This window comes from Bacillus sp. Brlt_9 (genome assembly GCF_051948935.1).
Classification (GTDB): domain Bacteria; phylum Bacillota; class Bacilli; order Bacillales; family Bacillaceae_G; genus Bacillus_A.
In genome coordinates this window covers 71502-85001 of the sequence record NZ_JAYJLO010000010.1, presented here as the reverse complement: position 1 = coordinate 85001, position 13500 = coordinate 71502, and the positions used below count along the sequence as shown (strand labels likewise).

The 13500-nt window shown below is 31.7% G+C and carries 15 protein-coding genes and 1 pseudogene; 10 read left to right on the top strand and 6 right to left on the bottom strand.

The features are described 5' to 3' along the window. Positions 1 to 320 precede the first annotated feature (320 nt). Positions 321 to 1103, top strand: a complete 783-nt coding sequence (locus VF726_RS26660) for a class I SAM-dependent methyltransferase (RefSeq protein WP_440173208.1) — start codon at positions 321 to 323, stop codon at positions 1101 to 1103. A gap of 121 nt (positions 1104 to 1224) precedes the next feature. Here the strand turns inward: VF726_RS26660 and VF726_RS26655 are convergent, their stop codons facing one another. Then, positions 1225 to 2910 (bottom strand): alpha-keto acid decarboxylase family protein, encoded by a 1686-nt coding sequence (locus VF726_RS26655; RefSeq protein WP_440173206.1) that lies wholly within the window; start codon positions 2908 to 2910, stop codon positions 1225 to 1227. A 107-nt stretch (positions 2911 to 3017) separates the two neighbouring features. Between VF726_RS26655 and VF726_RS26650 the strand changes: the two genes are divergently transcribed. The 5 genes from VF726_RS26650 to spoIISB (VF726_RS26630) all read left to right on the top strand — a co-directional run bounded on the left by VF726_RS26650 (position 3018) and on the right by spoIISB (VF726_RS26630) (position 5819). Then, positions 3018 to 3500 (top strand): MarR family winged helix-turn-helix transcriptional regulator, encoded by a 483-nt coding sequence (locus tag VF726_RS26650; RefSeq protein ID WP_440173204.1) that lies wholly within the window; start codon positions 3018 to 3020, stop codon positions 3498 to 3500. Between the two features lie 166 nt (positions 3501 to 3666). Continuing rightward, on the top strand, positions 3667 to 4404 hold the full coding sequence (gene gpmA / locus VF726_RS26645; RefSeq protein ID WP_440173203.1) for a 2,3-diphosphoglycerate-dependent phosphoglycerate mutase: 738 nt from the start codon (positions 3667 to 3669) through the stop codon (positions 4402 to 4404). Between the two features lie 188 nt (positions 4405 to 4592). Next, the gene (locus tag VF726_RS26640; protein ID WP_142286541.1) at positions 4593 to 5330 is read left to right on the top strand and encodes a type II toxin-antitoxin system SpoIISA family toxin; all 738 of its coding nucleotides are present in this window, start codon (positions 4593 to 4595) and stop codon (positions 5328 to 5330) included. A gap of 111 nt (positions 5331 to 5441) precedes the next feature. Further along, positions 5442 to 5567, top strand: a complete 126-nt coding sequence (locus VF726_RS26635) for a D-alanyl-D-alanine carboxypeptidase (protein ID WP_113741361.1) — start codon at positions 5442 to 5444, stop codon at positions 5565 to 5567. Positions 5568 to 5642: 75 nt separating this feature from the next. Further along, positions 5643 to 5819, top strand: a complete 177-nt coding sequence (gene spoIISB, locus VF726_RS26630) for a stage II sporulation protein SB (protein ID WP_440173202.1) — start codon at positions 5643 to 5645, stop codon at positions 5817 to 5819. A 43-nt stretch (positions 5820 to 5862) separates the two neighbouring features. Here the strand turns inward: spoIISB (VF726_RS26630) and VF726_RS26625 are convergent, their stop codons facing one another. From VF726_RS26625 to VF726_RS26615, 3 genes and pseudogenes are all read right to left on the bottom strand, one after another. After that, a complete protein-coding gene (locus VF726_RS26625; RefSeq protein WP_440173201.1) occupies positions 5863 to 6138 on the bottom strand; it encodes a hypothetical protein in 276 nt (91 codons plus the stop codon). Between the two features lie 26 nt (positions 6139 to 6164). Beyond that, positions 6165 to 6425 carry a hypothetical protein gene (locus tag VF726_RS26620; RefSeq protein WP_440173316.1) on the bottom strand — a complete coding sequence of 87 codons (261 nt, stop codon included), beginning with the start codon at positions 6423 to 6425 and terminating at the stop codon, positions 6165 to 6167. A gap of 3 nt (positions 6426 to 6428) precedes the next feature. Continuing rightward, positions 6429 to 6657: pseudogene (locus VF726_RS26615) on the bottom strand (hypothetical protein); the annotation flags it as partial. Between the two features lie 318 nt (positions 6658 to 6975). Between VF726_RS26615 and spoIISB (VF726_RS26610) the strand changes: the two are divergent. Beyond that, the gene (gene spoIISB, locus VF726_RS26610; RefSeq protein WP_410985837.1) at positions 6976 to 7152 is read left to right on the top strand and encodes a stage II sporulation protein SB; all 177 of its coding nucleotides are present in this window, start codon (positions 6976 to 6978) and stop codon (positions 7150 to 7152) included. A gap of 18 nt (positions 7153 to 7170) precedes the next feature. Here spoIISB (VF726_RS26610) and VF726_RS26605 read toward each other — a convergent pair whose 3' ends face one another. Next, positions 7171 to 7560, bottom strand: coding sequence for a YxeA family protein (locus tag VF726_RS26605; RefSeq protein WP_440173200.1), 390 nt, complete (start codon positions 7558 to 7560; stop codon positions 7171 to 7173). Between the two features lie 216 nt (positions 7561 to 7776). Between VF726_RS26605 and pepD the strand changes: the two genes are divergently transcribed. After that, positions 7777 to 9246, top strand: a complete 1470-nt coding sequence (pepD, locus tag VF726_RS26600; RefSeq protein ID WP_440173199.1) for a beta-Ala-His dipeptidase — start codon at positions 7777 to 7779, stop codon at positions 9244 to 9246. 584 nt (positions 9247 to 9830) lie between these two features. Here pepD and VF726_RS26595 read toward each other — a convergent pair. After that, entirely contained in the window at positions 9831 to 10301 is a 471-nt protein-coding gene (locus VF726_RS26595; RefSeq protein ID WP_440173197.1) for a DUF5065 family protein, read from the bottom strand. A 454-nt stretch (positions 10302 to 10755) separates the two neighbouring features. Between VF726_RS26595 and VF726_RS26590 the strand changes: the two genes are divergently transcribed. Together VF726_RS26590 and VF726_RS26585 are read left to right on the top strand one after the other, a co-directional pair. After that, positions 10756 to 11415 (top strand): CatB-related O-acetyltransferase, encoded by a 660-nt coding sequence (locus VF726_RS26590; RefSeq protein ID WP_440173195.1) that lies wholly within the window; start codon positions 10756 to 10758, stop codon positions 11413 to 11415. A 463-nt stretch (positions 11416 to 11878) separates the two neighbouring features. Further along, positions 11879 to 13192: a D-alanyl-D-alanine carboxypeptidase family protein gene (locus VF726_RS26585; protein WP_440173194.1), complete on the top strand. Its 1314-nt coding sequence runs from the start codon at positions 11879 to 11881 to the stop codon at positions 13190 to 13192. Positions 13193 to 13500 lie beyond the last annotated feature (308 nt).

Genomic DNA, 13500 nt, shown 5'->3' with positions numbered 1-13500 from the left:
TATTTGTTTAATGGGTTCAGTTAAGAGCTTGAGAAATTAAATAACATTAAAAAAGGCATTTCAACTGTCAACAGGTTTGGAATGCCTTTTTATGTGTAAGTGAGTGGTTTGAAACTACCAATTCTACGGTTGTTTTAAGTAAATGGATATATAATTTTGTGAGTTTTTATAATTTTTAGTAATTATTATCATTTATCTGTTAATATAAATATAGACAACTATGTAATAACTATCAGGCAGGTTAATAGAAAAAGGAAAGCATAAATAATTAATAAGCTTACACTTAAAATGCAACTAGGTCATTAGGAGGAATAACTGTAATGGATACTACACAACAAAACAGTAATGCATGGGATAAGAAGGTTGAAGAAGGTTCTAGATACACGCAACCTGTAAGTAGTGAGGTTATTGAGAAAAGCAAATTAGGTGAATGGGAGATTACAGTGACTACGGAAAAATCAGTTCCTAGAGATTGGTTTCCAAAGTCATTAAATGGATTAAAGATACTTTGCTTAGCATCAGGTGGCGGACAACAAGCACCAGTTCTAGCTGCTGCTGGAGCAGATGTAACAGTTACTGATATATCCAAGAAGCAATTGGAACAAGATGAAAAGGTAGCAAAACGAGATGGTTTAACTTTAAAAACAGTACAAGGAGATATGACAGACCTTAATGATTTTGAGGATGAATATTTTGATATTGTTGTAAATCCTGTTTCTAATTTATTTGTAAAAGATGTTCATCTTGTATGGAATGAAGTTTCAAGGGTCTTAAAGAATAAAGGTATTCTCATTTCTGGATTTACAAATCCGTTACTATGGATTTTTGATGATAATCAAGAACAAAAAGGTATTCTTGATGTAAAACATTCAATCCCTTCATCGACATTGGATTATTTACCAGAGGATGAAGTTCAAGATTACATCGATTCAAATCAAACAATAGAATATGCGCATACACTAGAAGATCAAATCCAAGGCCAAATTGAAGCGGGTTTTATTATAACAGGTTTTTATGAGGATGATTTTGGTGGAACAAGGATATTAGATAAGCATATTAAAACATTTATTGCTACAAAAGCTATAAAGTTAAAGGTTGATTAAGAATTTTGACTTGTCACACGAGACGTTAGTCGAAGAAGGTTCTTAAAATAGTATATATAAAAGGAAAAGGGTGGCACCTTCCATCCTTTTCCTTTTATATAATTAGGTTATGCTTTTTATATTAAGAATTTTGTTGGCCGAATCTCTTCCCAAGTTTAGCTAACAATTCAGGCTGATCCCCTTGACTCATTACAACTTCAATAAAGATAAGTTGATTCTTATTTAAAGTTATATTCGTTAAAACTTCTGCTAACTCTGTTTCATTTTCTATTTTAAATGTTAGACTTTTTTCTTCTGATCCGAATACGCTTGCGAGTTTTGTGTAATGCCACATTTGTATGTCATTATATGATTCGTTTTGACCGTGAATTGCACGTTCAACAGTGTAACCATTGTTATTGATTAAAAATATAATCGGTTTTAAATTTTGACGTAGTATAGTCGATAACTCTTGGACAGTTAATTGGAAAGAACCATCACCAATAATTAAAATGTTACGCCGCGATAAATTAGCGAGCTGTGTACCAAGTAGAGTAGGTAATGTATAGCCGATCGATCCCCATAATGGTTGCGCTACATATGTAGTGTTGTTTGGTAAAGGGATAGCGGCACTACCAAAGAAAGGTGTTCCTTGCTCTGCAATTAAGACGTCGTTTTCCTGTAAGAAATGGTACATTTGCTGCCAAAAGCGTTTTTGTGTAAGCATTTGTGCTTTCGGGTTGAACTCTTCTGTTATAGATAGTGATTCTGAAATAAACGACTTAATTTCAAGTGTTTCTTCAATGCGATGTTCGATTAAATCACTTAATTGTTCTAGAACATCTTTCATTACAACGGGTCCATATTTTTTATCTATAATTTTCACAGTATAGGGATGGATTTCTATTACTTGCTCTTTCGTAAAACCTTGTGTGAAACCACCAGTAATAGTATCAGTTAATTTTACGCCAATACTAATAATACAGTCAGATTCATCAATTCTTTTTCGTAAGTATGAAGAACTAACATCACCAGTATAAATTCCTATAAATTGAGGGTGTTTTTCAGGAAATATTCCTTTTCCCATACTCAATGTTGCGATAGGAAACCCAGTTTTTTCTACGAATTGATACAAATATTCTTTAGCATGAAATCGATCTACTTCAAAATCCGCTAAAATGACAGGTTTTTTGGCACTGTTTATTTTTGAAGTTGCATGTAGAAGCATTTTATCTAGCGCATCTTTATTACTTACAACTGGTTTATGTAAAATTGGTTCCGTAGGTTTATTAATTGGTTTTTTATATACATCAATCGGTAATTGAATATGAACAGGGCGTTTTTTACTCCAACATGCACGTAATACACGGTCAATTTCTTCAGCGGCATGCTCAGGTGTTAATTTTGATTGTGCTACCGTGATTTCTCTATACATATTGGAGAAATGATCGAACTTTCCATCACCTAACGTATGATGAACGAGTGCTCCATTTTCCATTACTTTTGTTGGTGGTGTCCCTGTGATTTTTATAATAGGTACGTTCTCTGCGTATGAGCCAGCAACGCCGTTAATGGCGCTTAACTCTCCAACACCGAAAGTGGTAATAAGAGCGGCGATTCCTTTTATACGAGCATATCCATCAGCAGCATATGCTGCATTTAATTCATTACAATTTCCAATCCACTTTAGCTTTTCATGTGCTAGTACTTCATCTAAAAAAGCCAAATTATAATCACCAGGGACACCAAAAATATGTTCAATTCCTAATTCACTTAATCGATCTAATAAATATGTACTAACAGTATATTGCGTTTTCAATTGAATCATCTCCTACTTATGCAATGAATATTTCAATAGGCTAAAGAAGTTCCAATGCGTTCATTAAAATATTGATTACTGGATTGTGGTATAATTTACATACAGGGGGAAAGTAGATGACACAACATAAAGAAGAACAGATGAATGAAGCATTAGCATTATTTTACTTTGCATATAAAACATTTACTGAAAAGCCAGATGAAATTATAAAAGAGTATGGTATTCAAAGAGTACATCACCGGATTTTATTTTTTATCGCACGCTTTCCAGGGATAAGTGTAAATGAGTTATTATCACTATTAGAAATAAGTAAACAAGCTCTACACGGACCATTACGACAACTTGTGGAAAAGGGTTTAATTGAGAGTAATGAAGCTACACATGATCGTCGTGTGAAGCAGTTATCATTAACAAAAAAAGGTACCGAATTAGAGAAAAAATTGAGCGATGTACAAAGACAACAAATGGGTGCTATTTTTTCAAAATTTGGTGAATCGTGTGAAGAAAATTGGCATGAAGTTATGAATGAAATGGCAAATAGCCGATCAGGTTTTGATGCTTGGATTTCGAAACGGGAAGTTGCAATCGATCAAAAATGATAAGAAATACATCTGTTTTATAGTTTGAAAAACAACAAATTTTATCCGTACATTTGGCAACTATGGATTGGTCATAGAGTGAATAGATAAAAAGATACATTACTAGATACTTTATACGTGTACGCAATGGAACAATACAATTCACATTTCCAAGAGGGGAATTATTATGATAAAACTTGTACTTATTCGTCACGGACAAAGTTTATGGAATCTTGAAAATCGCTTTACAGGATGGACAGATGTAGATTTATCAGAGAATGGATTAAGTGAAGCGAGAGAAGCAGGAGCGATATTAAAGAAAAATGGATATACTTTTGATGTCGCTTATACATCTGTATTAAAACGAGCAATCCGGACGTTATGGATTGTACTTCATGAGATGGATCTTGCTTGGGTGCCAGTACATAAATGTTGGAAGCTAAATGAAAGACATTACGGTGCATTGCAAGGTTTGAATAAAGATGAAACTGCGAAAAAATATGGTGAGGAGCAAGTTCATATTTGGAGAAGAAGTATTGATGTAAGACCACCTGCTCTTACTGAGGATGATCCTAGGTATGAAATGAATGATGCAAAATATAAAGCACTGAAAAAAGGTGAGTTTCCATTGACTGAATGTTTAGTGGATACGGAGAAAAGAGTACTTGAATATTGGCATTCAGAAATTGCGCCGTCATTAAAAAGTGGTGAAAAGGTGATAATTTCATCGCACGGTAATACAATACGTTCGCTAGTTAAATACTTAGATAACCTTTCAAGTGATGGTGTTGTTTCATTAAATATTCCAACGAGTATACCACTCGTGTATGAATTAGACGATAATTTACATCCAATTCGTCATTATTACTTAAGTATGGACGGAGAAGTACCAGAAGGGGAAATTCCGAAACATATTTCTTTTTAACATGAAAATTTGAAACGTATGCTTGTCTACATATACAATGTAGATTCAAGATAAAAGACGTGGTACCTTCTAATGTATATGCGATATTGCTAAATTTAGAAGCTTGTCCACGTCTTTTGTCATAAAGAGAGCTGCTTGTGCATGTAATGATATCGTGAGTAGTTTTTGAATGGAGGGTGATGTCATTGGTGATCTCTAACATTCGAATCGGCTTATTTATTTTAGCAATCGTTTTTCTAGTTCTTGTTTTCTTTTACTGGAGAAATGAAGAATTGTATGAGGAAAAGAAGCAACGGATTAGAAAGACTTGGTATGGGTTGTTTATAGTATCAGTCACCGTGTATTTCATGATAAAAGGAATTGATTTAACCCTCTGGAAAAATCTTTTAATGTTCACTGCAATGGTTATTTTCGTTGATATTGCATTTATTTTAACACCTAATATTTCAGAGATATGGGGAGCGAAATTTAGCGATATCGGCAAGACTGTTCAATCGATAAAACGGTCATTAATTGCTTCTAAAGCAAGAGGAGAAATATACACAACAATTATTCAGAATGTGAATCCAGCAGTATTCGGTACGATGGAATGGCATACGGAAGAAGAATATACAAAAAGCTTAAACGCATTTTTAGATTCGTATGGAGAAAAGATTGGGGCAAAAATTGTTGTATTTGAAGCGGCAAAGGAATTAAATACAAACTTTCGCGGTATCCGCTCACAATTTAGTATTATCGTTCCATTTGAACCTATTGAGCAATTGAATGAGCAGAAAGCGGTGCAAGTAGAAAATGTCGGAATTATACCAGCAAAAATAGTGAGTGATGTTTTTATTGTTATTGATGGGAAGAAAAATAATCTGCAAGATCGGGATTTTGAAAATGTATATAATTTAACAATACATCATAGTTATTTTAGTAAATGAGGACAGGATTTTTTCTGTCCTTTTCACTTATACATAAAGACAAAGTAAATTTAGACAATCTTGTATAAAATCGGACAATCATTCCTACACTAGCACGTAGAGGTGATTGTAGTGATAAAAGATTATGACAATGATTTTTTTAAAGAAGATAATGAAGATACAACAGATTTCTCGTTAATAAAAGGAGATACATTGCAGCAAGTAGAAGAATTAGAAGATGAATTAAAAAGAAAATGATACGTGTACACCCTGTCTGCATTTGCTATATAATATAAATAAAAGGTTGTATCTTTTTGAAAAGGGGGAGAAGAGATGGCTGAAGTAAATGTACAAAAGTCTGCGTTTTTTAAAGAAAAAAAAGAAGCACCCAATACAGATTTCTCTCTTGTGAAGGGTGCATTGACTCAAAGTGTGGATAGATTAGAAAAATTTGTAGAGGCAATTCCATATAAGTATATAAAAGAGGGTAATTTAAAAGAGAATGCGTAAAAATATTCTCTTTTAAATTACCTCTTTATGATTTGTTTATGCGTTATTTCTTTTTTTGCTTAAAAATGATTTTATACATATAATACCCAAGGGCTGCAAAAATGAATCCAATAGCAGCACCAACTATTTCTTTCATAAACAATAAGTATAACGAAGCAATAATTAGGGTAAATAAGATTAAAATTAATACATACTTTGAAATAAATTCTAACCCTTTGTACACTAGTAGAATGACACCTGAAAGAACAGTGATGATAGGTAATATCCTATTTTCGAAAAAACCTTCCTTTTTTTTGCTAGAATGCTGTTGTTTATTCAATATAAATATACTCCCATCTTAAAGGATTAATGTTTTTTTAGTTTTGCTATTTCATTTTCGAAATGATTTTTGGTTAAATAGGTTATATCAAAGGAATCATTTATTATATTTCGAGTTAATAGCCATTGGGTGTTTGATGATTCAATAACAAAGAATCCATTGTCAGAAATAACCTCATTCTTTTCGGTTGTATCTAGACGCATAATAGTGTAAATAGAATGTGTTGATTTTAAATCTATTATAAAATTTTCAGCATATAAGGAATTAAATCCATTCTCTATTAACATTGTTTTCCCTTCTTGAATAGACAAAGGGAAAAACTTTTCAATACTTTGTACGATATGGTTTGGAAGAGTTCCTACAATGTTACTTCCTTTTTCCTCTTGCTGAAATACTAGCTGTAATTGATTCCAGATATGAGATATCTTGTCGAAGGTTAGTAAATTGTTCTTGCTCTTGAGCACTTTTAAACTTGTTAGCAGAAGCTTCTAATAATTCTGGAGTCACGATAATATTCAATATGGTTAACCTCCTTTTGTGAAAAATGATTTTAACCAAAAATATATTAGATTATAATCCCATTAAAATCTATTTTTTATAATATCAAATATTATAAAAAATAGTAGATTAATATTGTTAATTTTATAATAATTAACAAAAATAAAAAAGAGAGAATTCCAGGTAGGAGTTAAAGGTACATCAGTTTTCTTGTTAATAAAAGGAGATACTTTGCAGCAAGTAGAAGAATTAAAAAGAAAATCATAAGTGTACACTCTTTCTGCATTTGCTATATAATATAAATAGAAGATTGTATCTTTTTGAAAAGGGGGAGAAGAGATGGCTGAATTAAATGTACAAAAGTCTTCATTTTTTAAAGAAAAGAAAGAAGAACCGAATACAGATTTCTCTCTTGTGAAAGGTGCATTAACGGAAAATATAAATCGGTTAGAGAAACTGATGAATAATAGCAGTTCAAAATATATACGAGTGACAAAAACAAAAGAAAATGCATAGAGCATTTTCTTTTGTTTTTTATTTAGCATTTAACTTTTCTTTTACTTTTGCAGGTAAATCAGCTTCCGGAACCTCTTCATATGACTTCACTTCAATTGATGATATTTCATTTTTGCTCTTATCATCTTGATCTACATAAAGACATAAAAATGCATTTTCATTTAATTTATGTTCGTTTGATGCTTTCTTACTTCTAAATGTAATTTGTTTTTTTACTCCGTCTTCGTCATAAGCAGGCAGTGTGTAATTTCTTAAGTTTTTACCTTCAACTTTTTCGATAGTTCCCTCGCCCTGTATCTGTACGTAATATACATCTTTACCAATTCGATTTAGTGATGCTCTTTCACATCCAATAGTAAAACTAGAAAATAATAAACATAGTGTAATAATCGCTAAAAACTTTTTCATTTTCTTTATCTCCTTCAATTTGTTTCTTTACACAGTATACGGCTATTATGAAATGAGAAAAATCGATATAGATTACAAAACACTTACAATGTTGTAAGTGTTTTGTCCATAAAATGAACAATATATTAAAAAGTTAAAAGAAAGGTAAAATAATGAATCATGGTATAATGATAAAAGACTTACATATTATTTTGTCATTTTGAGAGGAGCTTAAAAATGTATTCTACTTTAGAACAATTAACAAAGCACCCTGTATTTTATCATTTTGCAGAAATTTCAAAGATTCCTAGAGGATCGGGTAATGAAAAGGAAATTAGTGATTATTTAGTGAGCTTTGCAAAAGAGCGGAACTTAGAAGTGATTCAAGATGAAGCATTGAATGTCATTATTAAAAAAGAAGCAACTGTTGGTTATGAAAATGTACCAGCTATTATCATTCAAGGGCATATGGATATGGTATGTGAAAAAAATCAAGCAACCGTACATGATTTTGAAAAAGATCCAATTGAATTACGCATCATTGGTGACATGTTATATGCAAATCAAACGACTTTAGGTGCTGATAATGGTATTGCAGTGGCGTATGCGATGGCTTTATTAGATTCAAAAGACATTCCGCATCCAGCACTTGAAGTAGTTATTACTACTGAAGAAGAAACAACAATGGGCGGGGCTTTTGCTGTTGATGCAAATCACTTTGATGGTAAGATTTTTATTAATATTGATTCTGAAGAAGATCATAAATTACTTGTAAGTAGCGCAGGTGGTGCGAAAGCTGTTGAAACAATTCCAGTAATTTGGGATGAAGCGCCAGCGAATACGGATGCATACCGTCTATATGTTGGTGGTTTAAAAGGCGGACATTCTGGTATGGAAATTGATAAACAACGTGGTAATGCGAACAAAGTATTAGGACGAGTATTACGCGATTTATCAGCAAATGTTCAATTTGATATAAGTGAAGTTCACGGCGGATTAAAAACAAATGCAATTCCGCGTGAAAGTGTAGCTACAATTGTATTACGTACAGAAGATTTAGAGAAAGTAGAAGAAAAACTAGTATCTTGGACTAGAGTATTACAAGAAGAAATGCGTGCTGTTGATCCAGATGTTCACGTTACACTTACAAAATTGGATGAGAAAGTAGAAAAAGTATTTGCAAAAGAGACACAAAAGCAACTTATTTCATCATTATTCTTAATTCCAAACGGCATTCAAAGTATGAGTTTGGATATTAAAGGTCTAGTAGAAAGTTCAACAAATTTAGGTGTTATTGAAACGTTGCAAGATGAAATTAAATTACGTAACGAAGTGAGAAGTTCTGTAAGTAGTTTAAAACAACATGTTGCAGATGAAATTAAATGTATTGCCGAATTAGTCGGTGCAACATTTGAAATAGAGTCAGAGTATCCAGAATGGCCATACAATCCAAATTCACTAATTCGCAATTTGTTTGAAAAAGTGCATCAAGAAAAATACAATAAAGATATTGAAATCTTTGCAGTGCATGCAGGTATTGAATGTAGTGCATTTGTTCAAAAGATGCCTGAATTAGATGCAATTTCATTCGGTCCAGATATATTCAACGTCCATACTCCAGATGAACATATTAGTATTTCTTCTGTTGTGAATAACTGGGGATTCTTCGTTGATGTAATGAAGGGTACGAAAGAATTAGCTAAGTAATAATGATGAAATGAAAAATAGCCTATAAAATTTTATAGGCTATTTTTTTGTATAGAGTTTTATTAGAAATTCGTTTTTATGTAAGTATTTAATTTTTGCTTTTATTTCTAAAAGAGATTGTACCAAAGATTGCTCCGGATATCGCTCCGATTAAAGTCATAATAATTGCACTCCATGCTGCAAATGACATCTTTACACCTCCAACTAATAAATTATTGTTTCTTAGTCTTTTGAATAGAAATGCTAATTGCAACAACTATTAAGAAAATAAGTGGAGACCAAGAATAGAAAGACATGTAATATTCTCCTTTTAATATCAATTTTAAATATTTTTATAGATAAATTATTGCGTTTTTAAAGAGTGAATATATAGAATATGCAATATTGCATATTAGATTGTAGAACTTTATGAGGTGAAAACAGTTGTTGAATAAAAAATATAATTTATAAAGAAAGTAAGGGTTTTTTAAACTTTAAAAAGGGAAAATAATCAAAAGGTCCTATATCTTATATAAGGTATAGGACCTTTTAAAATGGTTTTTGTCTAATAAAAATAGTATTCAATATTTTTTGATGAGGTTTAATTATTTTGAGATTTTAAAGCTGCCTCCATAATAATAATTGTCTCCAAGTTTCATAACAGCTACATATGTTCCAGGATTATAAGCCTTAGTAATAGGGGTTACAAATCTACCATAATCATGTTTTAAACCTGAGTCATAAATGGTTTTATATCTATGCAAGTTTATGTCATCATTTTCATTTCCGCTCAATTGATATATTTTTACAATACCAGTATCTTTACCACCAGTATATATAGTAACATCAAATGTATCTCCCTGTTTTAAGTCACCAACTGCTAATTCTTCTATAAAATCTGCATTATGATGTAATAAAAAATAGTTTTGCCACTGCCAATTATCTAAAAATGGCGATACTTTTTGTGTAAGTTGCGATTGTGCAGACACAGGTGTGATTGTATAAATTGTACTCGATAATAAAACTCCTCCAACAGTCAATGCACCAATAATTGTTGATTTCTTTAAAAGTTTCATCTTCTAAACCTCCTAGTTAGTAAAGGATTCAGAAATCTTTTTTGTGAAAAACAAGCTGTGAAATCTAATGGATGATAATATCTTCTATAATCATATTAACATTTATTGATTTATCTGACAAATTAATGAATAATTAAACTAAATCGAGGAAGTTACGGCTAATACAGGAAAGAAGTTAGATGTATAGTTAAGAAATCTTTATCATATGTAATTGGGATTTGTTATTTGAAAACTCGATTGTTTTAATGTTGAAATTTCAATTCACACTTTAAGTTTTAGTACATAATTTTACAATTTGACTTATGTAATTTAACACGTTATGATTTTTTTATTATAAAAGAAAGGCTTGAATATAATGATTCGTCGTTTGAGAAAGCTAAAAAATGTAGCAGTCGTAGTAAGCTTCTAAGTGAATTACAAGAATCTACAATACTTAGAAGCGAGGAATAAAGGTATGAAGCATCCATTATATAATCATTGGTCAGAAACAAAGTATATAAAAGATATAGTAACAAATCCGCTCATTGAGGTAGGAGAGTACTCCTATTATTCAGGATATTATGGTCATCAAAATTTTGAAGATGGTTGTGTAAGGTATTTGTGGGGAGATGCTAGGTCCCGAGCGCTGTTCAATCCAATTGAACAGATGGGATGGCATCTTGACAAACTCATTATTGGGAATTATGTTTGTATTGCCAGTGGAGTAGTCATTTTAATGGGTGGTAATCATAATCATCACTCAGAATGGATTACAGTCTATCCATTCGCTGAGCAAATTGAACATTCATATGAACCGAAGGGTGATACAGTCATTAAAAGTGATGCTTGGATTGGAATGAATGCTATTATTATGCCTGGCATTACAATCGGTGAAGGTGCAATCGTTGCAGCAGGATCTGTCGTAAGTAAAGAGGTTCCGCCGTATACAATAGTTGGTGGAAATCCTGCTAAGGAAATAAAGAAACGATTCACTGATACAGAAATCAATATGCTAATGGAAATGCGTTGGTTTGATTGGGATAGAGAATTAGTTGAGAAGGCAATGCCTATATTATCTAGTTCATCTATTAAATTATTATATGATTTTTATAAAAAGGAAGTAAAAAATAAATAAATCTGTGAAAAAACTACATTCTATACAGGATGTAGTTTTTTTATAATAAAAAATTAATAGTCTAGACTAAGGAAAATTCATTTCTGGTATGAGTATTGTAAATAGCTGAATTAAATAATTAAAATCTTTGATAGCTAATAAAACCAGTGTGGCTTGATATCTAATCGGGACACACTGGTTTTATTTTTTTGTAAATGTGGAACAAACTTATTCTTTAGATTGTCTATTCATTGTAATCCTAAAAAATATGAAATTACGGATCATTTTTAATAATACAAGGGTATTAAAAATAGGGATGTGTGGGGGATACTACGTATCAGTGCGCCTAAAAGGATGGAATGGTCTATATGAAAGTGATCCCAACATCTTATATGTATATAGAATTTGATTAAATTGTCTATTTTTATAGTGATTATGCTAGAATAACGTTTTTTTGAGTTCAAAGATATGGGAGGTAAGAGAATTGAAAGGTATGTTTTACAAAAAAATTATTGTAATAGTAACAGTGCTTACACTATTTTGTAGCATGGTCGTTACATTTGGAAGAGCATCAGCGGAAACAGTCCCTGTTTTAGACGTAGAAGCAGGATCAGCAATTTTAGTAGAAGCAAATTCCGGAAAAATTTTATATGAAAAAAATGCAGATGAATCACTAGCAATTGCTAGTATGACAAAAATGATGAGTGAATATTTAGTTCATGAAGCGGTGGATAAAGGAAAACTTACATGGGATCAAAAAGTTAAAATTTCTGAATATGCATATAAGATTTCACAAGATCGCTCATTATCAAACGTTCCATTAGAAAATGGTGGCTCTTATACAGTAAAAGAGTTATATGAGGCAATGGCAATTTACTCTGCAAACGGTGCAACAATTGCTTTAGTTGAAGAAATTGCTGGAAAAGAAGCCGATTTCGTGAAAATGATGAATGATAAGTCAAAAGAGTTTGGAATGAAAAATTACAAATTTGTAAACTCTACAGGTTTAACAAATTATGATTTAAAAGGACATCATCCAGAAGGGACAACTTCAGATGAGAAAAATAAAATGTCCGCAAGAGATTGTGCGATTTTAGCACAACGTCTTATTCAAGACTTCCCGAAAATATTAGATACAGCAAAAATTCCCAAAAAAACATTCCAAAAGGGTGGCAAGTATCCAATTGATATGGTGAATTTTAACATGATGTTAAAAGGTTTAATTAAGCAATATGAAGGTGTAGATGGGTTGAAAACAGGAACTACTCCAGAAGCCGGTGATTGCTTTACTGGTACAGTAGAAAGAAACGGTATGCGCCTAATCTCTGTAGTGATAAAAGCAAACTCTCATACAGCACGTTTTGATGAGACGAAGAAATTATATGAATATGGATTTACGAATTTTGAAGTGAAGAAGCTATATGGAAAAGATACTATAGTAAAAGGGCATGAAACAGTGCGAGTACCAAATGCAAAAGACAAAGATGTAGTAGTTCAAACGAAGCAAGCTGTTTCACTTCCAATACCAAAGAGCAATAAAGATGTTTATAAAAAAGAATTTAAAGTATTGAATAAAGAACAAGAAGCGCCTATTAAAAAAGGTGTAACAATAAGTAAAATGATTATCTCGCCTAAAGATAATATAGATCCTGGGTTCTTGTCAGGTAAATCATTACAAATAGACCTTGTAACAAAATCTGATGTAGAACAAGCAAATTGGTTTACACGTTTTATGCGCCAAATTGGATCTTTCTTTAGCGGTATATGGGATAGTGCGGTTGATATAGTAAAAAGCTAACTTTATCAGATAAAACTAAAAATTAATCTGAAATACGGAGTTTCAAAGTATTATGGATTTTTATGTAGATAGCTTGGAATGGTAGAGTGCATTAATTCTCAAATTTGGTTCTTCAGAACTATTTGTAGTGGTAGTGCTATCAAGCTAAATTAAATTTGTATCTATATAATCAAAAAACGCTATTTTTTTTGTAGAAATATACAGAAAGGATGGCGTTTATTATGTATTTTTTGATTCAAAGCATTCTGGTGCAAGGATAGTTTAATAAAGTTACACAGGACGAAAGAAGATTCATTATTCAATTAAAT